Below are 22,478 nucleotides of genomic sequence, written 5' to 3'. Positions count from 1 at the left end.
GCAGGGGTAAACTTTCATAAATCGGAAATTTAACGAGCGAGCGCTATAATTCCGAATTATTTTCTTTCATGGCCAAGTTTCAAAATAACGGGCGAACCTTGGTTATGGATCGTAATTTGTTTATAGCTTTTCTTTTCGGCGTTAATGTCATTTGTCTCGGAGGGCACTGGCTTGCCTGGTTCGGTTTGCGTTTCCGGCTCTTCAACGGTTTCGATCAAAACATCCGGTGCCCAGCTAGGACTGGTGGCTTGAAGCGCATCTGCACGTTCTTCCGGTTGAACTTTGAGCGATTTCAGCAAATTCAGGCAAACGGTGCTCACTTGGTCGATCAATCGCGAGCGTTTTTCGCCCCCTGAGAGCGGTTTAGCGATAAATTCCATCGTATAGTACGCCGACTCGGTGCTGTTCGCGGTCGAGATTAGCGAGCAGGTGATCGGCACGATTTCCGCTTTTTGAAAGTTTACCGCTCGCGGGTCGGAATTTCCGGCAGTAAATGAAAAGCCGGTTGGGGTGCTACCGTGCTTGACGGCTTCGATCGTTGCCTGCATCCGATGGTCGGCGGGTTTATCGGCATCAATGCCGATGGTATAACCCCATTCGTTTAAATGGCTTGCGATTGTTTCGGCCATTTCATGATTCGCCGTGTCATCGGCTTGATAGCCGGCCGCTTCGATATCGATTTCGAAAAAGATTTGCTTTACCGAAGCGGCATCGATCGGCACTCGTTTCATATCCGGGCCTATCGTGCATCCGATTAAGGTTGTCGAGATAACCGAAAGAGCGATGAAAACGCTTGATTTTAGGTGATGCAACGGTTCGATCATGGCTATCCTGTGATTGATAAAAATAAATTCTACTTCTTTTCGCGCTTCAAATTTTGGCGTAATCGCTCCCACTCGCTTAGGCACGGTTCAGGGGAGAGGGAAGCCAAAAACGAAAATGGGTGCGATCACTGAAAAATAAGCAACAGCGATGCCAAATTAAATTCGATCGCTTGATTACCGATTTGTTTATCAGCGATTTTAGTATCGAGTCATTCGGCATATCGACACGCAAAAACTATGTATCCGTTACGGTTTTGGCCGGAACACTTCGAGCGTGTTTAATAAAGCTTGACGCACTTTAGAATGCCTGCCGGTTTTTCGGTATACGTCATTTACCCGATAGGCCAAATAAAACGAAAAGGAAACGAAAAGGGGTCAGGTTACTTTTTTTGATTGATGGCGGCCAACAAGAGTAGTACCCCAGTCTCTTTTTTCAGATTGATGTCATGATTATGATCATGTGAAAAAACTTTCCGACTAATTTCAATCCGCAACTAAAATGGTTGTTTTCGAATTGTCGCGGCCAAATTAAACATGAAAAAGCAATCGTTTACTTTTGAACAAATTCATATTGAAGTCGCACGAAATGCTTCCGACGATTTCAACCTGTTTCACGACAAACACAAATGGTTGCAGATTACTCATAATCCATTCAAAGGCCCCATCGTGCTGGGTTTTCAGTTGAATACGCTGATCGAATACCAGATGCGTCTGTACCGCGAGGCACAGCATGAGGAGCAGATCATAGTTGATAAGCAATTGCGATTTAGCAATTACCAGACTATTTTCGTCAACGCCTTACGACCAAGTCAGGAATTTTCGCTGGAAATTAAAAAAACCTTGATCAACACGATTCCCGATTTGACGTTGACTAACCGAGTCGTTATCAAGTCGCAAGGCAAAACGATTTTGCTTGGCTATAAAAAAGAAACCCAAGCTCCGCTGTTTCTTGCAAATACTGATTTAAACGGTTTGCCGGATCTGAATACGGTTGCAGATAAAACTCTGGTTCCGGGCAGCGATTACTTTTTAATGCGAAAATGGATGCATAACGGCAATGTCAAAAATTTTTTGTCGGGTTCTTTGGCCGAGCAATCCGATTATTTTGACGAACTGGCCGAAGTTGCCCATTATCCTGAAATATTCCCTTGCAGCTTAACTTCCGGAGTCTTACTGGAAAAGGCTCAACTTGAGAATCACGATTTCAAGGCTAATCCAATGGTTTATACCTCGCATGAGTTATCGATCGACCGTCATTGGGTTGGGCAACTGAAAAACAACGATAAAGTTTACATATTGGTCAAACAACTGCCGGAGTCCAAGGATAATACACTCAATAACACTAGAATCTTGTTGCGTTCTTACGAATGTTACGGGGTGCTGGAAAATAAAGAGATTCTATTTAGAATCAAACTAAATTTGGTGCCGTTGGAAGAAATCTTAAAAATTTGAAATTTAAAAGTTAACAGGGGAGTCGGTAGTAAACCTTAATATGCCTTTCGCACTTCAAATTTCGGCAGCGTCTAAGGAGGCTCCGGGGGCTCGACAAAGGCTTTGCCAGCATGGAGCCGGCATAGAGCCTATATGGACGTATTCACGGCGTCCTTTGACGGACACCCCGGCGCCGAATTTTGATCTACGATGAGTAAATAGTATTAATTGTTAATTTAAGTTCGAGTTAACATAAACAATCGAGAATCCGAACTTGTGTAAATTTACGAAGGTTTAATGAAATCCAGTGTCAGGAAAAAACGTTTGTGGTTGTTATTGCCGTTGTTACTTTTGTCCGGATGGATTGCATGGCATTTTCCTGATAACTCGCCTTTAATAAGCGGAATAGAAACGGATTGGGATCTGAGTCGTTATCAACCGATTGAGCCTGCTCGCCATGTCGACGGCATCCAAGAAAATCTCTCGGGCATCACCTATCATCCGCCATCGGGTCTGCTTTATGCGGTGACCAATAGACCCTGTAAGGTTCATGTTCTCAATAAAAATGGCGAGTTGCAGCGGACAATTGATTTACCCGGTTTTCGGGATACCGAGTCCATAACCTACCTGTATGATAACTTTTTTGTGATTGCCGAAGAAAATCTCTACAACCTGATGCGGGTGGAAATCACTGAAGCTACGGAATCGATAACGCACGATCAGGCAGTCAGGTTTAATCTGGCAGAAGAAGATGATGACAATAACGGTATCGAAGGCGTAGCGTGGTCGCAACAATTTGGCTTATTTGCAGTGAAAGAAACGCCTCCTACCCTTTTGCATCAGCCAGTTGACGAATGGGGTATGGGGGTAGATTTGTCAGGATTATTGTCTATGCGACTGAAGGTAAGGGATTATGCTGGATTGAGCGTATTACCGGGGAAGGAAGACAAGTTATTGATATTGAGTGAATCCTCCGACAGTCTGCATGTCGTCGACATGCAGGGGCGGGAATTGTCGCGGCTCAGTTTACGCGCAGGAAAATTAGGATTGATTGGCTGGTTATGGCAACCGGAAGGTGTGGCCGTTGATAATGACGGCCGAATTTATGTAGTCGGAGAGCCGAATCAATTTCTGGTTCTGGAGCGGCGTCCGGATCGATAGGCTTCGCAGAAAATCGCCTTAGGAATATGCACAAAATAACTTATACAAGTAGTAGGCTTTGTGGCGGTTTGGTCAGCAATTCCCAATTTGGAGATCAAAAAGGGTGTGGGGTATGCTTGGCGAGGATATCGGCAGCAGGGAGCTGCCGCCAAGCCCCCATGGATGGGTCTACGGCGTTCCTCGACAGGCATACCCCGCACCCTAAAATCGGCGAAACTGCTCAAACTGGGAATTGCTGCGGTTTGGTGACTCGCTTGACAGGACGCCGTGAATACGTCCGTGTAGGCTTGACGGCGGCTATCCCTGCCGCCGACACCTGTCAATCGAGCCACCAAACCCCCTTCCAACAGTTGTCTAAGTTATTTCATGCTCGTTCCTTAACAAGTATTGGAGAACATTCGGCGTGGCGATAAAAAATAGGCAGGGCGCTATGTGCCCGCTCGTTGGAAGGGTTGCGCAAAAATAAGCTCACCTACTTACCTGTCGAAGTCTGCGAATTAGTCTTGAAAAGTAACCTGACCCCTTTTCTTCTTGGTATAGGATGGTTGTTTGTCGACAATTAAAGAGGTACTCATGATACACGATAGATACGGAGCCGTTAATGAATCAGAAACTTCAGGGGTAGCAAACGGCAACAGAGTAAACGAAGCGGTTTCCTTGGAGAACGATTTTCCTGTCGTTTGTGTGGGCGGTTCGGCGGGCGGGCTCGACGCTTATATTAGGTTGTTGCAAAATCTGCCGGCAAACCTAGGCGTAGCTATCGTCATTGTTAATCACATCACAAAAATGCCGACCATGCTGCATGAAGTTCTGCCGACTTATACCACCATGCCTGTTGAGCTAATCACGGAAAGTCTGCAAATGAAACCTAACCGCGTGTTTATCATTCCAGCCAATCGGGATTTACACGTCACCGATGGACAGTTTCATTTAAAGCCAATATCGAAGCCTCATGGTTGGCCCGATGTCATCACGGTATTTCTACGCTCATTGACGGAGCATTGGGACGGTAAGCTGATTGCTGTGATTGTCTCTGGCTATGATGGTGACGGAGCTGACGCGCTTTGCGGCATCAAAGAAGTCGGCGGCATCACCATTGCTCAAAAGCTTGATACCGCTATTCAGCCAGACATGCCGGAGACAGCAATTGCGAGTGGTTGCATCGATTTTGTTCTGTCACCGGAAAATATCGCTCAAAAACTTGTGCGCATTGCTAGAAATGAGGTGTTGTGACAGCCGGTAAGTCATTGCCAATTTCGGATCTTCGATCAATCTGATGCTGCCTCATTCCTGATTGTACAGACAGTGTTGCTTTCCATATCTGGGGCCAAGCCTTTCATTTTGCATTATCTTTACCCCCCTATCTTTTTGCTTGCCTGTAGTACGCAATTTAATTTTTGGGAGGCGATAGCAAAATGTATAAACCGGCATCACGATTTCAGATATTTCAATGCCATCACTGCGGCGCTGGTGCGGTTTTCCACGTTCATTTTTTTAAACACTTGCTCTAGATGTTTGTTGACGGTGCGAGGGCTCATTTCGAGGATTGATCCAATCTCGCGGTTGGTTTTACCTTTGGCTATCCAAAGCAGTACTTCGGATTCGCGCTCCGTTAAAAAAAGGTTGGCTCGTAATATTTCCTCTTCAGTTGCGCGTTCCGAATCAACGATTCGTATTAGATGTTCTTTGTTACCGGTTTGACCGATATATTTCATTTCAAGAGATTTTGTCTCCAGGTTTACCGTTTGCCCTTTTTCTCTGTTGTATTGAGGCGATAGCATGAGTCTGAGCGGTTTTATCAACGATTCATCGAGCTGTTCGGTATTCAAGCCGGAGTCCGAGAATAATTGAACGGCTTGTGGAGTGGCCCAAAGCAAGCGGCCGTTAGAATCGATCGAAAATAAATATTGTCCTGCCGAATCCAATGCGGCGCGGGCGCTTTTTGTTAATCTGGCATTTGCCAAATGAACCCGCATTCTTGCGATGAGTTCCTCTCCTTTTACCGGTTTCGTGACGTAATCGACTCCGCCGGCTTCCAATCCTTTAACGATGCTTTCAGAATCCGACAAACCGGTCATGAAAACAACGGGAATATCGGCCGAATTGCGATGTTGTTTAAGTTTTTTGCAGGTCTCGAAGCCGTCCATATTGGGCATGAGTGCGTCCAACAAGATAATGTCGGGATTGATATTGTTTAGGATTGTTAGTGCTTGCGAACCTTCCAGTGCAACTAAGACGGCAAATCCCGCTCTATCCAATGTGTCGTTGAGCATGCTCAGCGTGTCCGGCGAATCGTCGACGACCAGCACGATATCTTTTTTCAATTCTAACGGGCGTGTCGGATTCATAGCATTTCTTCAAGGCAAGTAATGAGTTCATCGAATCGGTAGTTTTTAACAAGGCTTGTAAGGCGATCGGCGTGTTGCTTGTTTAATTTTCGATCTTCTTCTAAGCCTTTCAAGAAACTGAGTAATTCGTTCATATAGCCGATTTTAGCGAGCTGGATCATCGTTTCTCGATCCGATCGATCGAGCATTCGGTAGGGTAGCAACGTTATTTCGGACTTACTTTCGATTTTACTAGGTGAAGCGCTTTCACTCGCTAAGAGAGGGGCTATTTTCCCTTCATCGGAAAAAGAGCCGCCGGTGCCGTAGACCCAACGAATCGGCAAATATTTTTGGATCAGATCCATCATATCGGTCAATTTTATCGGTTTGACGAGATAAGCATCGTAGGGTAGATGTTCCGCGAATATCGAATTCGGTTGATGGGCATTAGCGGAAACCATGATTACGGTTGCCGATGGAATTTGGCTTCGAATGCGACCGGCCAATTCCCAACCGCTCATGCCGGGCATGGCTATATCCAATAAAAAAAGTTGGGGCTTTTTTTTGCAATATTGCAACATATCCAGGCAAGTAAAGCCGTCTTGAGCTTGAAACACGTTGAATCCCAGAGGAGACAGCATGTCAACCAACAAGCCGCGATGACTGGGATCGTCGTCGACGATGAAAATCGTCTGCTCGATGCCTTGATAGCCGCTGGGTATGGCGGCAGGTAGGCTGTGCGGTGCTTTTATGGCGTTGACACTGGAAAGCATTAAAGAAACTTTGAAAAGACTGCCTTGATTGGGACTGCTTTTTACGGTGATTTCTCCGCCTAGTATATCGGTCAAGAAGCGCGTAATCGTCAGGCCAAGGCCTGTGCCGGAAATGTAAGGCGCTCCGGCTTTTCGAATTCTTTCGAAAGGTTGAAAGATTTTTTCAATATTTTCCGGTTCGATGCCTTCTCCGGTGTCCTTCATCGAAAAGACGGCGACTTGGTTGCGATAGGATACTGAAAAATATACTTCGCCCTGATGCGTATATTTAACGGCGTTCGAAATCAAATTGATCAATATTTGGCGTAAGCGTTTTTCATCGGTACGAATGGTTTTCGGTAAAGGCGTCAACTGTTCGTGCACGAATTGAATACCTTTGGCAGTAGACTGAACCTTAAACATATTCACGATTTGATCGAGCATCGCGATAAAGTCGACATCGTTCTTAGAGATTTGTAGCCGGCCGGCTTCTATTCTGGAAATATCCAATAGACCTTCGATAATATCCGCCAGATGTTCGCTGCTGCGTCGAATGACCGACAAAGCGTCTCTTCGGTTGCCGGGAATGGCTTTATCTTTCTCCAGTAGTTGAGCATAGCCGAGTATCGCATTGAGCGGCGACCTCAATTCGTGGCTAATACCGGTCAGATAACGGCTCTTCGCTTGATTCGCGGCTTCCGCTACTTCTTTCGCTTGCTGCAGCTTAAGATCGGTCATTTGATGGGCTTCGATTTCAGCAATCAGCAGATCGGTTTGATTGCGGGATTCCTCCAGCGCCAGTTTTCTGCTTTCATGAAGTAGAGAGAACATCCACGATACGACGCCTGAAATAATCAGCAAGATGAAGAAAATATTGATTAGGGCATCGGTGATCAAAGCTTTATCGATAGTTTCGTCCGACGTAATCTGGAAATAAATCAGCGCAAGCAAGGAGGACATCAAAATGCCGGTAAGTACAAACAAGCCGAAAAAGTTTCCTAGCCTTGCCGTGACGATTCCGCTCCAAGCGTCCGGCATGATTTTGTTCAATGCCGAGGAAATTTGATCCGCCATGCCGGCATTGGTTTTACACATATCGTGACACCGACTGTCGAGAGAGCAGCATAGCGAGCAGATTGCTCCCGCATAGGCCGGACAAAGCGACATGTCTTCCGGCTCGAAGTGATGTTCGCAAATACAACAAACCTGGTCGGGATTTTTATCGGCATTCTCCGGATCCCTGGCGATGTAATAACGTCCATTCGTCAGCCAGGCAATCAAGGGCGTACAAACAAAAGTAAGGGCTAATGTGAGATAAGGCGACAGGGCCTGAAAGTTAATACCGAGCAAGCCGCTATAAGCGATCAAACCAATCAAAGAGGCGGTCAGCATAGAACCGATACCGACCGGGTTGATATCGTATAAATGGGCCCTTTTGAATTCCATTTTTCGGGGTCTTAGGCCAAGAGGGAGGTTGATAGTCAAATCGGCTGCCAATGAACCGACCCAAGCAATAGCGATGATGGCAAACAAGCCAAGGATTTCTTTAAGTGCATGATAAATTCCCAGTTCCATCAACATCAGTGCGATGACGACATTGAAAACCAACCAAACCACGCGCCCGGGATGATTTTGAGTCGTTCTGGAAAAAAAATTAGACCATGCGATGGACCCGGCATAGGCATTCGTCACATTGATTTTCAGTTGCGAGAATATGACAAAAATGCCGGTCAATAACAGCGGCAGTTCCGGGGATGAGGTCAAATAGCCGAATGCGGTTAGATACATGTGATTCGGGTCCGAAGCTTGGTCAAAGCCGATGCCGTGCTCGATAGCCAAAACGGCAAGAAACGAGCCGATGAGGATTTTAGCCATTCCGGGGAAAATCCAGCCGGGGCCGGCGGAAATCAAAGCGGCCCACCAGGTAAGCTTGTTCTGATTGCTTTTTTCGGGCAGAAATCTGAGAAAGTCGACTTGTTCGCCGACTTGAGCAATCAAGGAAAACGCAACGACGGATGCAGCGCCGAAAGCCGTTATATCAAAGCCTTCTGTCGCCGTTATCGGCTTATACCCTGTCCAGAGAGCCATCGCATCGTCCGATTTAAGAGCGATACAGACCAGAGGAATGATTTGAAGCGCGATCCAAAGCGGGTGAGTCCATACTTGAAATCGGCTGATTAGCGTAATGCCATGCGTGACTAGAGGGATAACGACCAAAGAGCTAATAAGATAACCGATAGATAATGGGATATTTAGCGTGAGCTCCAGCGCCATTGAGAGAATGGTGGCTTCCAGTGCAAAAAAAATGAAAGTGAACGACGCATAAATCAATGAAGTGACCGTGGATCCGATATAGCCGAATCCCGCTCCGCGGGTAAGAAGATCGATGTCCGTGCCTAGTTTGGCGGCGTGATAGCTGATCGGTAAACCGGTTAAAAAAATGATCGCGCCGACGGTTAAAACGGCCGACACCGCATTGACGAATCCGTAGGTCAAGGTCAAGGTGCCGCCGATCGCTTCGAGCGCGAGAAACGAAATCCCACCCAGCGCAGTCAACGATACTTGCCATTCGGACCATTTCCTGGATTTTTTAGCGGTAAAGCGGAGCGCATAATCTTCGAGCGTTTGATTGGCGACCCACCGGTTGTAATTGCGCCGTACTCGAAAGATTTTTTGTTGGCCGTTCATGCAACAAAGCTCCAGCAGTTCCCGGTTTGGGCATTTTCGCCGATCTTAGGGTGTGGGGTATGCCTGTCGAGGAACGCCGTAAACCCATCCATGGGGGCTTGGCGGCAGCTCCCCGCTGCCGACATCCTCGCCAAGCACACCCCACACCCTTTTTGATCCCCAAATTGGGAATTGCTGACAAAGCTCATGGCTTGAATCGATCAATGCCGATGGATAATGAGTTGCTGAAAAGTACTCTTGTCGACTTTATGTCTATTGAATTCATAACGAAATATACTCGTTGGAATGGCTTGCTACATGCTAAAAATATAATAATAAATCAGCATGTTATGAAATTTATATTGGAAGATTAACAGCTAGCTATAGAGAAGGGCATACGTCAAATGACGTAACGCGGGTGAGCATCCGCCTAATGGTTAAACGAAGCGCTTTGCCGGACACTGTCAGCGAACCAAACAAAATTTAATTTGGAGAGCTTAAACATGTGTATCTTTAATTATGAAAGTGGGAGCCGGGACAATTCTCCGGTATTCAAGCGCCGGAGTTTTATTAAAACATTGATTGCTTTTCCGCTGGGTCTGATCTTGGCATCTTCCACCCTTAGTTGGGCCAACCCCCCGACAAGTGAGGTCAATACGACAGGATTGGCAGTGACCGACGATACGGTTACGGTCGGTATTTTGCACTCTGTTACCGGTACGATGGCGATTAGCGAAACCGGATCGGTGCAAGCGGAAAAGCTTGCGATCGATCAGATAAACGCCATGGGCGGCGTGCTCGGCCGTAAGATCGAATACATTCAAGAGGACGGTGCCAGCGATTGGCCGACCTTCGCCGAAAAATCGAAAAAATTATTGGTCAACGACAAAGTCGCCGCCGTTTTCGGGTGTTGGACTTCGGCCTCGCGCAAGGCCGTTCTGCCTGTTTTCGAGCAATATAACGGCATGCTGTACTATCCGACTTTCTATGAAGGGCTCGAACAATCTCCCAACGTAATCTATACCGGCCAGGAAGCGACGCAACAAATCATCGCTGGTATCGATTGGGTGGTCAAGGAAAAAGGCGCAAAAACTTTTTACTTGTTGGGTTCGGATTATATCTGGCCCCGTACCTCCAATAAGATCGCCAGAAAACATATTGAAAAACTGGGATTAAAAGTTGTAGGCGAAGAATATTATCCGTTAGGGCACACGCAATTCAATTCGGTGATCAATAAAATCAAGTTGAAAAAGCCGGATGTGATCTATGCCATCGTGGTCGGCGGTTCCAATGTTGCCTTCTATAAGCAGCTCAAGGCGGCCGGTATTGACTTGACTAAAGAAAAGCCGCTTTTGTTGACGATTTCGGTGACCGAAGACGAAATTTTGGGTATCGGCGGTGAAAATATCGAAGGGGCTTATGCCGCGATGAAATATTTTCAAAGCCTCGACAATCCGAACAATCAAGCGTTCGTGCAAGCATTCAAAGACAAATGGGGACAAGATATCGTGATAGGCGACGTCACCCAAGCAGCCTACTTGGGTCCCTGGTTGTGGAAAGCTGCCGTCGAAAAAGCCGGTTCGTTCGATATCGATAAAATCCGTGCCGCATCGCCGGGTATCGAGTTGACGACCGCACCGGAAGGCTATGTTCGCATTCATGAAAATCATCACTTGTGGTCCAAGACTCGAGTCGGTTTAGCGCAAAAAGACGGTCAATATAAAGTCGTTTATGAAAGCGAGGAATTGATCGAACCGAACCCTTTCCCGGTAGGTTATCAATAAAACCTTTGACTCCGGCACGCGCCGTCAACATTTGAAACCTCTCTCCCGGTATTTGAGGGAGAGAGGCAATTTAAAAAAATCCGACCGTTAGCAAAGAGGATCGAGTCATGTTTGAAGAATATTCAATGGCGGAACTGACAGATATTTTATTCATGCAGGGTTTTGCCGGTTTGATTTTATTTTCGGTTTTAGTGCTCATGGCATTGGGATTGGCGATCATTTTCGGTCAGATGGGCGTCATCAATATGGCCCATGGCGAATTCATGATTTTGGGCGCCTATACAACCTATTTAACATCCCATATTTTCGAAACCTATTTGCCGGCTTTATTCGACGGCTACTTTTTTGTAGCGATGGCTCTGGCTTTCTTAGTGTGTTTCGCGCTGGGCGTGTTGGTCGAGTGGGGTATGATCCGGTTTCTATTTAAGCGGCCTCTCGATACCTTATTGGCGACTTGGGGGCTCAGTTTGATTCTTCAACAATTGTACCGTACCGTTTTCGGTGCCCGAGAAGTCGGCGTGACTCTTCCGGAATGGATGATGGGATCGTATGCCATGACCGAAACGATAGAGGTACCGATCAATGGCATCTTCGTGATGGTTTTGACCTTGTTTATAGCGTCGGGCGTCTATTTCTTGATGTTTCGCTCACTCTGGGGCAAGCAAGTGCGGGCCGTCGTTCAGAATAGACCCATGGCAGGAGCGGTCGGCATCGATACGGGGAAGGTCGACCGTTACACGTTCGGCATCGGTTGCGGCATCGCCGGTATCGCTGGCAGCGCGTTTACGATGATCGGTTCGACAGGACCGACTTCGGGTCAACTCTATATTGTCGATACCTTTCTAGTCGTCGTATTCGGCGGAGCACAGAGCCTTATCGGCACGATTGCCTCCGCGTTTACGATTTCACAATCGCAATCGACTTTGGAATTTTTCTTGAGCGGATCTATGGCCAAGGTCATCACGCTTTTGATTGTCGTCGGCATACTGATGCTGCGTCCTCAAGGGCTTTTTGCTCTCAAAATTCGTCAATAAGGGGGAGTTTCCTATGCGGCAACGGAGCAATATTCGATTTATGTCAAGGCAGGAAGTGCTTGGCTATGTCTTGTTGGCGGTCATCCTGTTAGCGATTATCCCGCTCTCTTTGGATGTATTTCGATTGAATTTGATCGGTAAATATCTGACCTATGCCTTTGTCGCGCTCGGCTTGGTTTTGTGCTGGGGATACGGCGGCATTTTGAGCTTGGGGCAGGGAGTATTTTTCGGCTTGGGCGGATATTGCATGGCGATGTTTCTCAAATTGGAAGCCAGCGATCCCGAGTCGACCAAAATTCAATCCACTCCCGGCATACCCGATTTCATGGACTGGAATCAGATCACCGAATTGCCTTGGTGGTGGGAGCCTTTTCGGCAACTTCCTTTTGCGTTGTCGGCGATCGTTCTATTGCCGACGCTGTTTGCATTCATCATAGGCGTGGCGATGTTCAAGCTTCGGGTCGGTGGGGTTTATTTTGCGATCATCACGCAAGCCATCGCGGCGATCATGACCATTTTAATTATCGGCCAACAAGGCTATACGGGCGGAGTCAACGGTATCACCGATTTACGCACATTGTTAGGTTGGGACATTCGTTCCGATTCTGCCAAAGTGATTTTGTATTATGTCTGTTCGGCCGCTCTTTTTATATGTTTGTTACTTTCACAATTTATCCGTTATAAAAAACTTGGACGTATTCTGGTCGCGATGCGCGATCGAGAGGACAGAGTCCGGTTTTCCGGTTACGACGTAGCCAACTTCAAAATATTCGTCTTTTGTCTGAGCGCAATGTTTTCTGCGATCGGCGGCGCGATGTTCACGCTGCAGGTCGGCTTTATGTCGCCTTCCTTCGTCGGCATCGTTCCATCGATCGAAATGGTGATTTATTGCGCGGTGGGCGGTCGACTTTCCTTGCTTGGCGCAGTTTACGGTACGTTGTTGGTGAATTGGGCTAAAACGATATTTTCCGAGACATTCCCAGAGCTTTGGCTGTTTGCGATGGGAGCGCTGTTCATCGCGGTCGTGATGGCATTTCCGAATGGCTTGGCCAGTCTATTCAAGCGCTACATCGAGCCGAAATTGCCTGCTTGGTATAGCGGCAAAACAGCCGGACTGGGTGCTTCTATCATGCGGACGGATTCGTCAAAAGAAACTGTGGGTAAGGAGGCCTTGGAAGAGAAAAATAGAGTGGTTTCAAAACCTATCTCTAAACCCGAAACTGTCGGGACAATGGCGCCAAGTTCCGATGAAAAGTTGGAAGGAGGCGTATATGTCGACTAAGCACGAAGATTTCGTTTTAGCCGTCGAAGGGTTGACGGTTTCTTTCGACGGTTTCAAGGCGGTCAATGACTTGTCATTCTACGTCGACGAGGGGGAAATACGCGTCATCATTGGTCCGAACGGCGCAGGAAAAACGACGGTACTCGATTTGATCTGCGGACGAACTCAAGCCACCTCCGGGTCGATCAAGTTTCGCGGAGAAGAGTTGACGCGAATGAAAGAACACCAAATCGTCCATCACGGCGTTGGACGAAAGTTTCAAAATCCTTCGATATACGACGATTTGAGTGTGTTTGAAAATCTTGAAATTTCATACCCGCGAGGACGGTCCGTTTTCGGCTCGTTAATGTTTAAGCGCGACCGTGAAGTGATCGAAGAAGTCGAAAATATAGCTGAAATCATTTTTTTACAGAACGATCTCGATAAACCGGCCGGCTTATTGAGCCACGGACAAAAGCAATGGCTTGAGATCGGCATGTTGCTGATTCAAAAACCGGATTTATTGATGCTGGACGAACCGGTTGCCGGCATGTCGGTTGCGGAACGCAAAAAAACCGCCGAACTGTTGAACCGGATTACCCAAGGCCGCTCGGTAATCGTCATCGAGCACGATATGCAGTTTGTCGAAGACATCGCTCATCGGGTTACCGTTATGCACCAAGGCAAAGTGCTGTCCGAAGGTTCGATGGAGCGAGTCAAAAACGATCCCAAAGTTATCGAAGTCTATCTCGGCCATTAATCGGTCGAATCAGGAGAAAACAAAATGCTGAGCGTTAAAGATTACCACGTGGCCTATGGGCAAAGCGAAGTGCTGCACGGATTGAATTTCGATGTAAAACCGAAAGAAATCGTAGCCGTGATGGGACGCAACGGCATGGGTAAGTCGACGTTGATGAAATCGTTGATCGGAATGATTCCTACCGCAAAGGGCGAGGTTCAACTTGACGACGTCGACTTGACGTTACTCAAAAGCCATCAGCGGGTGTCGAAAGGTCTGGGTTTCGTTCCGCAAGGGCGGATGATTTTTTCGACGATGACGGTCAAAGAAAATATTGAAACCGGTTTGACCAGTACCGGGGAAAAGATCGTTCCTAACGATCTCTACGAGTTATTTCCGGTACTCGAAGAGATGCGAAATCGCCGAGGCGGGAACTTATCCGGAGGACAGCAGCAGCAATTGGCAATCGCCAGGGCGTTGGCCAGCAAGCCTAAATTATTGCTGTTGGATGAACCGACCGAGGGTATTCAACCTTCGATCATTCGCGAAATGGCTCGGACGTTAAAAAAAATACGCGATACGCGCGGTTTATCGATTGTCGTGTCGGAGCAAGTGTTGAGTTTTGCGCTTGAAATCGCCGACCGCATCATCGTTCTCGAAAAGGGGGAAATCGTTCATCAGGAAGAGCGTGCAACGCTCAATGAAGCCAAGGTGGCGGCTTATTTATCGGTATGAGTATTAATCATTAAAACTTTGTCAGGAGAAAGGCTATGGCTGAAACCATTATCAAAATCGATTTAAGTAAATCACCTTATGAAAACGACATGATTCATAACCGGTGGCACCCGGACATACCGATGGTGGCGATGGTTAAACCGGGTGACGATTTCATCATCGAATCCTACGATTGGACCGGAGGACAAATTAACAACAACGATAGTGCCGATGATGTGCGCGACGTCGATTTATCGAAAGTGCATTTTTTGTCCGGGCCGGTCGGTGTGGAAGGTGCGGAGCCAGGGGATTTGCTGGTTGTCGATATTCTCGATATCGGGGCTTTTGAAAACAGTCAATGGGGGTTTAACGGCTTTTTTTCAAAAAAGAACGGCGGCGGCTTTCTAACCGAACATTTTCCCGAGGCGCAAAAATCGATTTGGGACTTCAACGGCATGTTTACGAAGTCTCGTCATGTTCCCGGCGTCGAGTTTGCCGGCTTGATTCATCCCGGATTGATCGGCACTCTGCCTTCAAAAGAAATGTTGGATGAATGGAATACGCGGGAAAAAGCCCTTTACGATACGGAGCCGGACCGGGTTCCGCCCTTGGCAACGCTGCCTTATGCCGATACGGCTCATATGGGACGTATGAGCGGCGATGCTGGAAAGGCAGCGGCGGCCGAAGCTGCAAGAACGGTACCTCCCCGCGAGCATGGCGGAAACTGCGATATCAAAGACCTGTCTCGAGGTTCGACGGTCTACTTTCCGGTTTATGTTAAGAATGCCGGTCTTAGCTTGGGAGACTTGCATTTTAGTCAAGGCGACGGCGAAATCACATTTTGCGGCGCGATAGAAATGGCCGGTTGGACGCATCTTCGGGTCGGTTTGATCAAAGACGGCATGAAAAAATACGGAATCAAAAATCCGATTTTCAAGCCGAGTCCGATCAAACCCCAGTATGACGATTATTTAATCTTCGAAGGTATTTCGGTCGACGAGTCCGGCAAGCAACATTATCTCGATGTTCATATTGCTTATCGTCAGGCTTGTTTAAATGCGATCGAATATTTGACGAAATTCGGTTATTCGAAAGCCCAAGCTTATGCCATTTTAGGTACTGCGCCGGTGCAAGGGCACATCAGCGGCGTCGTGGATATTCCGAATGCCTGCGCGACGCTTTGGTTGCCGACCGATATCTTCGAATTCAACGTCAAGCCGAATTCGGAAGGGCCGAAAAAGGAGTTGTCCGGCGATGTCGACGTGCCGTTGTCACCCGATCTGTAATATACTCATCGCAGATCAAAATTCGGCACCGGGGTGCCCGCCAAAGGACGCCGTGAATACATCCATGTAGGCTCTATGCCAGCATCCATGCTGGCAAAGCCTTTGCCGAGCACCCCGATGCCTCCTTAGGCTCTGCAGAAATTTGAAGTGCGAAAGGTATATTAACTTAGGAGAATAGCGATGCCGCTCTATGACTATAAATGCCCGAAACACGGCATTTTCCACGACTTAGCAACGTTCGAAGAAAGCAGCGCTCCACAGGCTTGTCCGCACTGCCAAACCTCGAGTCCGCGGATTATCATGATACCGCCCGAGGTGCTTGCAATGGCGCCGGACAAGCGTAAAGCGATGAGTATCAACGAAAAGTCGCGTCACGAACCGGTTTTCTCGACCGCAGACAGCCGGGAGGATCAAATTCTCGAACACAAGCACACCAAGAATTGCGGGTGCAGTAGCAACAAAGGGTTGCTTCTGAAGCATCCCGATCGTAGCAGTTTGAGACAGCAAGTGATATTGATGCAAGACGGAAGTAAAGTCTTTCCTTCGCAAAGGCCTTGGATGATCAGCCATTAAGCGCGTTCAAGCGTTAAAGCCGGCCGTCTCTTACTCTCGAGCGTAGTCGGAGACGGTTTGCTTTAATGAGGACTACTTTTTTAATTCGGCACAGGGATGTCCGTCAAAGGACGCCTTGAATACTTCCCTTTAGATACGCTATGTCAGCTCTATGCTGGCAAAGCCTTTGCTCCTGCATTTTCTGCATTTGTCGAAGTTATTTCGTGCTTGTTCCTAACAGAGCTTTTTCTGCTAGTTTACGCCAAGCGTCGACATTCGGCTGTTTTAATAATTGTTCGGCATAATGACCGGCTCTTTGCAAATTTTCCCGCGCTTTCGAGCTTAAATCGCTGCCTAATTCGAATTGTTCGCCTTGAATGCTCAATAAGAAGCACGGCGGAGGGTTTTGGTGTTTGATGGTTTGATACACTTGCAACACGGCGGCAGGGCTCATCGCATGCGTGGTGTAACTCTTGTCATGGGCAGGTTTGAGTTCCTTGAAATCGAACGCGCCGGCGCAGGCGACCGAGGCATCGATAAACAATACCAGATTCCGGTCTTCAAGATCGAGAGCATGTTCGACTTGTAATTGAAAGTCGTTCAAAATTTCGACGGAACCGGTTGTCATTCGTTCCTGAATCATTTCCAGTAGTAATGGGCCGAGCGCATCATCGCCCCGGCTAAGGTTGCCGTAGCCGAAAATCAGAATGGGTAAGTTTTTATTCATCATGCAATCCTATCGATAAAAAATTTATTTCGATCCGCGTGGTGTTGCGTTATACCCTTTGCAGGTCAAATTTCGGCGCCGGAGTGTCCGTCAAAGGACGCCGTGAATACGTCCATGTAGGCTCTGTGACAGCATCCCTGCTGTCAAAGCCTTTGCGAGCGCCATGGATGGCGTGTATTAGGGCACCAACAGTAGGCGCTTTAGGCGATGCAGGGCAGAAAAATGCTCCTGCATTTTCTGCATTCATTACATCCATGTAACTCAGCAATTGCCGAGGAGCAAAAATCGACCGAACACCCGGCACATCCATGCGTCAATGCCGAAATTTGAAGTGCGATGGGTATAATCGATTGGTTTTTGGCGCTTATCGTAGCAAAAAAATCTAGGAGGACTTCCCTGTTTTGACGAAATCTAAAAGTCTGTATATGACCGCCTTGAGTTGGGTGGAATCGTTTAGGTGGCTTGGCGGTTCGATAAAGTTGCCTGCCGTGGTCGAATGGAATGATTCTGTCGTCGGCGCTATGAAAAAACAGCAATGGAATCGGTGTGAGATGTTCGACGACTTCGATAGGGTTATAGGGGTAGTTTAACGACCAGGCAAACAGGTATTGAAATGGCCAGGTTAGCCAATGGTTGGCAGCGGCATCGCGGGCAATTTGAAAATAGCCGGTGAAGGCCGCATCGCTAACGATGCCGTCTAGATGTTGCCGGGCAGATGGGTTCCGGGCGGCAAAGTAGATGCCGAGACTGGCGCCGAGGCTTTGGCCCAAAAGAAATAGCGGTTTCGATTCGGACTTTGCGATCAGCCAATCGAATCCTGTTTCGATATCGAGAAAAATATCTGGCAGGTTCGGTTGGCCTTCGGAATGCCCGAAACCGCGGTAATCGATTAACAAAACCTGATAGCCCTGTTCCGGTAGCCATTTGACGTTATGAATGTGCGTGCTGATATTTTGCGCATTGCCGTGCAAGAAATAAACGCTGCCTTTGAGTTCGCCCTGCGCCGGTAAAAACCAGCCGTGAATCGTGAGATCATCCGGAGTCTTCAGATAGACGTCTCGATAGTGAAGACCCAGCGATACGGGCTTGAGAACGTGCCGTTCATTCGGATAGAACAATAGGCCGGAGCATCCGCAGCAACTCAATACAATTAACATCGCTATAAACCTAAAAAGATCAGTTGAGAGCCTCAAACTCCCGTTCGCCCTGAGCCCTTCTGCTTCGCTCAGGAGAGCCCTGTCGAAGGGTGAACGGGAGTTTGAGGATTCACCAGGTCGGTGAAAGTGTTGTAGACCCTTCATGCTTCGACTTTACTCAGCATGAACGGTCTACAACATATGCCAACTGCTCTTTCTAGGATAAAAGATTGACACATTCTGTAAGTTGAAATTTCGATTGACATGGTGTCGATTTTAAACGGTAAAGGATCTTTATGAAGCGAAGTCATAGTGTCGATGTTGAAGGCTCGGTAAAACTTGCGTTCACGAATGAAGGTGTTACTCTGCTCGACATTTGATAACTTGTAAAGGAGATTGGATGAAAGCGAGAGATAAGCGGCGTGGCTTGGTGTTGGTCAATACCGGCGAAGGGAAGGGCAAATCTTCGAGCGCGTTGGGTATGGTATTTCGCGCCGCCGGCTGGGGCATGAAGGTTTGCGTGATTCAGTACATTAAAGGTCAATGGCAAACGGGCGAACACAAAGCCGCGGAACGTTTCGACAATATCGAATGGCATGCTTTGGGCGACGGTTTTACTTGGGATACCAAAAATCCCGAGCAGGATATTAAAACCAGTCGCTCGATTTGGGAGTTCAGTAAGGAAAAAATTAAGTCTGAAGCCTATGATTTCGTATTGCTCGATGAAATCAACTATTGCTGCGGTTATGAATGGATCACCGGACAAGAAATCGCCGAGTTCATTAAAAATGAGAAGCCGTCCTGGATGCATTTAGTGCTGACCGGGCGCAATGCCGCGCCGGAGGTCATTGAAGTCGCCGATACTGTGACCCATATGACGCTGGTTAAGCATGCGTATACCCAGGGTATCAAGGCAGAGCAGGGAGTTGAGTTTTAAACGGCTCTAAGCGAAGCATTGCCGAGATAAGCGTATTGGCATAGAATTCATGGGGTATTGCCGAATGTTTTGAAATGTCTTCGGTATCATACTTATAAAAATAAACAACCTAGAGGGTGCTATGACTGAAACAACTAAAATTGTAATTGCGGTTATCGGCGTTTTTGTCGTCGGATTTATTGTCGTGGGTGTCAGCAAACAAGAATCCATCGAGGAAAAAGAGTCGGCGGCAATGATTAGAACTTATGTCGCGATGCAGGAAATGGCATCTAAAAAATGCCCTGCCGCAATTATGAAAGAAACCGGCGAGCAGGTGTTTTTTCCATCCGAAACGAAAAGCGACAAGGAGTCATACGTAACTTATAACTATCAAGGTGAAACCGATGCATTCAAAAACGCTTCTTGCACCTTGCGCTTAGAGCTCGGTGGTATTTCCGACTTGGTCATCGACGATAAAGTCATCATCAAAAAAGAGAAAAAAAATTAGAAACCTCGTAAACGTTCAGACCGGGTACATGGAAGTACCTACATAGCCTTTGGTTAAAAATTACTTCTTCGATAGACACATCCTATACCTTTTTTTCTTAGACGATTTGTCAATCCAAAAGAAGTAGGAGAGCAAAAATGATTTACATATGAATAATAAGTTTTTGAATTAAATTATTATTCTTCATGGTCTTCATGGTGAAATGCTTTTATTAGATTAATGTTTAAATTGGCTTAGAACATCCAAAAAATAATCGATGTCTTGTTCAGTGTGAGCCGCTGAAATCTGTAGCCGGATTTCTTGTTCGCCTTTCGCGACAATCGGGTAATTCAAGCCGGTAACCAATATGTCGTGCTCGAAGCAATGTTGCACTAAGGCCCCGGTTTTATCGGTATTCCTAATCATGATCGGCACGATCGGATGTTCGCCGGGTAAGGTTTCGAATCCCAATTGAGTTAATCCGCTTCTGAGTTTGAAGGCCAGCATTCGGATATGGTTCAGCAGGCCTTTGCCTTCGGCGCTGTCCAGTATATTCAATGCGGCCAAAGCTGCCCCCGCTTCCGGAGGGGTAATCGGATTGGAATAAATATAACTCGCCGATGTTTCCCTTAAATAGTCGATTACGGTCCGGCTGGACACCACATATCCGCCGTTGACGCCGAGCGCTTTGCCGAGTGTCGCAATCAAAATGTCCGCTCGGCTTGCAGTGATTTCCTCGGTGCCGCGCCCGGACGATCCGAGCGCGCCGATGCCGTGCGAATCGTCGACGACCGTCAAAATTCCTTGTGCGTAATCGGCTTCATGTTTTCTGCGTATCGCGTCGATTTTATCCAGCGGCGCATGGTCGCCGCGCATACTGAAGACGCCGTCGGTGACGATGATGACTCGTTCCGCTTGGCCTTTGTTATCGATCAGTATGCGTTCCAGTTCGCTCAGGTCCAGATGCGGAAAGACGGCTTTTCGCGCCGTTTTTGCCAAACGAATCGCATTGATAATGCAGTTATGATTGAGTGCATCGCTGACGACTAACGTGTCTTCATCGATCAACGCCGGTAAGATGCCGATCATGGCCGCATAGGCCGCGCTGAATAGCATGGCCGAGTGACGATCGTGAAATTCAGCCAGGCGGTTTTCCAAATCGATATGAGGTTGATAGGTGCCGCTGATAAACCTCACCGCGCCGGGACCCGCTCCGAAGGTTTCGGCGGCTTTGGATTCGGCGGCAATGACAGCGGGATGGCTCGATAGACCCAGGTAGGCATTGGCATTCATTCTCAAAAATGTCCGATCCGGGTAATTCTGAAGCAATACCCTGGGGCCGAGGCCGTTTTCGGCAGGTTTGAAGCCGGTGATGATTTTTTCCTTGCCTTTTGCGATACCTTTGTCTTGCATCGCGGAGAGTCGGTCCCTTAACTGTGCGTCGAGTTTGGCAAGTGTCATGATGACCTCTTTTAGCGGTTAGCGGTTAGCAGTAAGCAGTAAGCAGTAAGCGGTAAGCAGTAAGTAGTGAATAGTGAATAGTGAGTAGTGAGTAGTGAGTAGTGAGTAGGGGTTTGGTTTATTGAAAGGGCATTATCGGTTTATTCGGCTATGTGCTCTAGCATGTCTTCGACCATCGTTGCTAGGTCGTATCGCGCTTGCCAACCCCATTCTTGCCGGGCGGCGCTATCATCCATGTGGCGCGGCCAAGAGTCGGCGATGGCTTGTCTAAGCGGGTCGATTTTATAACTTATTTTGAAATTAGGGATATGCCGGCGAATTTCTGCGGCCAGTTGCTCGGGAGTGAAACTCATCGCGGTCACATTGTAGGCATTGCGGTGGATCAAGCGTTTGGGATCGGCTGTCATTAACTGCAAAAACGCATCGATCGCATCCGGCATGTACATCATATCCAGTTGCGTATCGGGTTTTAGATAGCATGTGTAGTGTTGCCATCGAGCGGCAGCGTTGAATATTTCGATCGCGTAATCGGTCGTGCCGCCGCCGGGCGGTGTTTTATAGGAAATCAATCCCGGAAATCTAAGCCCCCGAGTGTCAAGGTTATAGCGCTTGTGATAATAATCGCACAGTAATTCGCCGGTTACCTTGCCGATGCCGTACAGCGTATTGGGTCGTTGAATCGTATCCTGGGGCGTATCGAAAGCCGGCGTGTTAGGGCCGAAGGCGCCTATCGAACTGGGGAAAAATACCGAGCAAGCGTGTTGGCGTGCGATTTCCAAAACATTGAACAAGCCATCGATATTGACCGACCATGCTCTTTGCGGGTCCGTTTCGGCAACTGCGGACAATAACGAAGCGAGGTGAATGATCGTATCGATGCGATAGTCCTCGACAATTCGGGCCAACGCCGCGACGTCTTCAATGTCCAGCCGGCAATAGGGGCCTGCGTTCGATATCTCGGCATCGGTTTTTTTGCGGTGGCCGGCGGCAATAACGGAATCATTGCCGTATCGCTGTCTGAGAGCTGGCGTCAATTCCGAGCCGATTTGTCCGGTGGCGCCGGTCACGAGGATGGTTTTCATCGGTTTTTAAAAAATAGCGGTCAGCGGCGATAAATCCGAGAAGTCGAATGAATTATAAACGGCATTGGTTGGAATTGTCCCGTTCAGCTAAAGTTCAAACAGGAACAAACGCATTAAAATCACTTATTGGATTCAAG

General features: G+C 47.7%; 20 protein-coding genes. 13 read left to right on the top strand and 7 right to left on the bottom strand.

Annotated features, from left to right (window positions below; translation table 11 throughout):
* Nucleotides 1-56: 56 nt before the first annotated feature.
* Complete coding sequence (locus METBU_RS0106855) at nt 57-824, bottom strand: hypothetical protein (protein WP_017839909.1); 768 nt, start codon at nt 822-824, stop codon at nt 57-59.
* Nucleotides 825-1,358: 534 nt separating this feature from the next.
* Between METBU_RS0106855 and METBU_RS0106845 the strand changes: the two genes are divergently transcribed.
* The 3 genes from METBU_RS0106845 (at nt 1,359) to METBU_RS0106835 (ending at nt 4,649) form a co-directional block, all read left to right on the top strand.
* Nucleotides 1,359-2,276 (top strand): hypothetical protein, encoded by a 918-nt coding sequence (locus METBU_RS0106845; protein ID WP_017839907.1) that lies wholly within the window; start codon nt 1,359-1,361, stop codon nt 2,274-2,276.
* A 276-nt stretch (nt 2,277-2,552) separates the two neighbouring features.
* Nucleotides 2,553-3,416, top strand: coding sequence for an SdiA-regulated domain-containing protein (locus METBU_RS0106840; protein ID WP_017839906.1), 864 nt, complete (start codon nt 2,553-2,555; stop codon nt 3,414-3,416).
* Between the two features lie 573 nt (nt 3,417-3,989).
* Nucleotides 3,990-4,649, top strand: coding sequence for a chemotaxis protein CheB (locus METBU_RS0106835; RefSeq protein ID WP_014148219.1), 660 nt, complete (start codon nt 3,990-3,992; stop codon nt 4,647-4,649).
* 197 nt (nt 4,650-4,846) lie between these two features.
* On the opposite strand, the gene METBU_RS0106830 is transcribed toward METBU_RS0106835, so the two are convergent.
* Nucleotides 4,847-5,764, bottom strand: a complete 918-nt coding sequence (locus METBU_RS0106830) for a response regulator transcription factor (protein ID WP_017839905.1) — start codon at nt 5,762-5,764, stop codon at nt 4,847-4,849.
* Nucleotides 5,761-9,183, bottom strand: a complete 3,423-nt coding sequence (locus tag METBU_RS0106825) for a hybrid sensor histidine kinase/response regulator (protein ID WP_017839904.1) — start codon at nt 9,181-9,183, stop codon at nt 5,761-5,763. Before METBU_RS0106825 ends, METBU_RS0106830 begins: the two co-directional genes overlap by 4 nt.
* Before the next feature lie 59 nt (nt 9,184-9,242).
* Here METBU_RS0106825 and METBU_RS27975 point away from each other — a divergent pair, with 59 nt between their 5' ends.
* The 8 genes from METBU_RS27975 to METBU_RS0106785 all read left to right on the top strand — a co-directional run bounded on the left by METBU_RS27975 (nt 9,243) and on the right by METBU_RS0106785 (nt 16,553).
* Nucleotides 9,243-9,536 (top strand): hypothetical protein, encoded by a 294-nt coding sequence (locus tag METBU_RS27975; RefSeq protein WP_017839903.1) that lies wholly within the window; start codon nt 9,243-9,245, stop codon nt 9,534-9,536.
* A gap of 129 nt (nt 9,537-9,665) precedes the next feature.
* Entirely contained in the window at nt 9,666-10,946 is a 1,281-nt protein-coding gene (gene urtA, locus METBU_RS0106815; RefSeq protein WP_017839902.1) for an urea ABC transporter substrate-binding protein, read from the top strand.
* A 107-nt stretch (nt 10,947-11,053) separates the two neighbouring features.
* A complete protein-coding gene (gene urtB / locus METBU_RS0106810; RefSeq protein WP_017839901.1) occupies nt 11,054-11,980 on the top strand; it encodes an urea ABC transporter permease subunit UrtB in 927 nt (308 codons plus the stop codon).
* Nucleotides 11,981-12,020: 40 nt separating this feature from the next.
* The gene (urtC, locus tag METBU_RS0106805; protein WP_175421672.1) at nt 12,021-13,262 is read left to right on the top strand and encodes an urea ABC transporter permease subunit UrtC; all 1,242 of its coding nucleotides are present in this window, start codon (nt 12,021-12,023) and stop codon (nt 13,260-13,262) included.
* Nucleotides 13,252-14,001, top strand: a complete 750-nt coding sequence (urtD, locus tag METBU_RS0106800) for an urea ABC transporter ATP-binding protein UrtD (protein WP_014148225.1) — start codon at nt 13,252-13,254, stop codon at nt 13,999-14,001. The genes urtC and urtD overlap by 11 nt, the downstream gene beginning before the upstream one ends.
* 24 nt (nt 14,002-14,025) lie before the next feature.
* Nucleotides 14,026-14,715 carry an urea ABC transporter ATP-binding subunit UrtE gene (gene urtE, locus METBU_RS0106795; protein WP_017839899.1) on the top strand — a complete coding sequence of 230 codons (690 nt, stop codon included), beginning with the start codon at nt 14,026-14,028 and terminating at the stop codon, nt 14,713-14,715.
* A 35-nt stretch (nt 14,716-14,750) separates the two neighbouring features.
* A complete protein-coding gene (fmdA, locus tag METBU_RS0106790) occupies nt 14,751-15,980 on the top strand; it encodes a formamidase (protein WP_017839898.1) in 1,230 nt (409 codons plus the stop codon).
* Nucleotides 15,981-16,160: 180 nt separating this feature from the next.
* Nucleotides 16,161-16,553 carry an FmdB family zinc ribbon protein gene (locus METBU_RS0106785; RefSeq protein WP_017839897.1) on the top strand — a complete coding sequence of 131 codons (393 nt, stop codon included), beginning with the start codon at nt 16,161-16,163 and terminating at the stop codon, nt 16,551-16,553.
* 196 nt (nt 16,554-16,749) lie between these two features.
* Here the strand turns inward: METBU_RS0106785 and METBU_RS0106780 are convergent, their stop codons facing one another.
* Together METBU_RS0106780 and METBU_RS23500 are read right to left on the bottom strand one after the other, a co-directional pair.
* Nucleotides 16,750-17,259, bottom strand: coding sequence for a hydrogenase maturation protease (locus tag METBU_RS0106780; RefSeq protein ID WP_017839896.1), 510 nt, complete (start codon nt 17,257-17,259; stop codon nt 16,750-16,752).
* Between the two features lie 200 nt (nt 17,260-17,459).
* Nucleotides 17,460-18,416: an alpha/beta hydrolase gene (locus METBU_RS23500; RefSeq protein ID WP_017839895.1), complete on the bottom strand. Its 957-nt coding sequence runs from the start codon at nt 18,414-18,416 to the stop codon at nt 17,460-17,462.
* A 379-nt stretch (nt 18,417-18,795) separates the two neighbouring features.
* On the opposite strand from METBU_RS23500, the gene cobO reads away from it, so the two are divergent.
* Nucleotides 18,796-19,332 (top strand): cob(I)yrinic acid a,c-diamide adenosyltransferase, encoded by a 537-nt coding sequence (gene cobO, locus METBU_RS0106770; RefSeq protein ID WP_014148915.1) that lies wholly within the window; start codon nt 18,796-18,798, stop codon nt 19,330-19,332.
* A gap of 121 nt (nt 19,333-19,453) precedes the next feature.
* Nucleotides 19,454-19,819, top strand: a complete 366-nt coding sequence (locus METBU_RS0106765) for a hypothetical protein (RefSeq protein ID WP_014148914.1) — start codon at nt 19,454-19,456, stop codon at nt 19,817-19,819.
* A gap of 216 nt (nt 19,820-20,035) precedes the next feature.
* Here METBU_RS0106765 and METBU_RS0106760 read toward each other — a convergent pair whose 3' ends face one another.
* Together METBU_RS0106760 and METBU_RS0106755 are read right to left on the bottom strand one after the other, a co-directional pair.
* Complete coding sequence (locus tag METBU_RS0106760; RefSeq protein ID WP_017839894.1) at nt 20,036-21,259, bottom strand: aminotransferase class I/II-fold pyridoxal phosphate-dependent enzyme; 1,224 nt, start codon at nt 21,257-21,259, stop codon at nt 20,036-20,038.
* 140 nt (nt 21,260-21,399) lie between these two features.
* Entirely contained in the window at nt 21,400-22,341 is a 942-nt protein-coding gene (locus tag METBU_RS0106755) for an NAD-dependent epimerase/dehydratase family protein (RefSeq protein ID WP_017839893.1), read from the bottom strand.
* Nucleotides 22,342-22,478: the final 137 nt, after the last annotated feature.

Source organism: Methylotuvimicrobium buryatense 5G, from assembly GCF_000341735.1.
Lineage (GTDB): Bacteria > Pseudomonadota > Gammaproteobacteria > Methylococcales > Methylomonadaceae > Methylotuvimicrobium > Methylotuvimicrobium buryatense.
The sequence above is the reverse complement of the archived record's forward strand: the minus strand, read 5'-3'. Positions and strand labels throughout refer to the sequence as shown.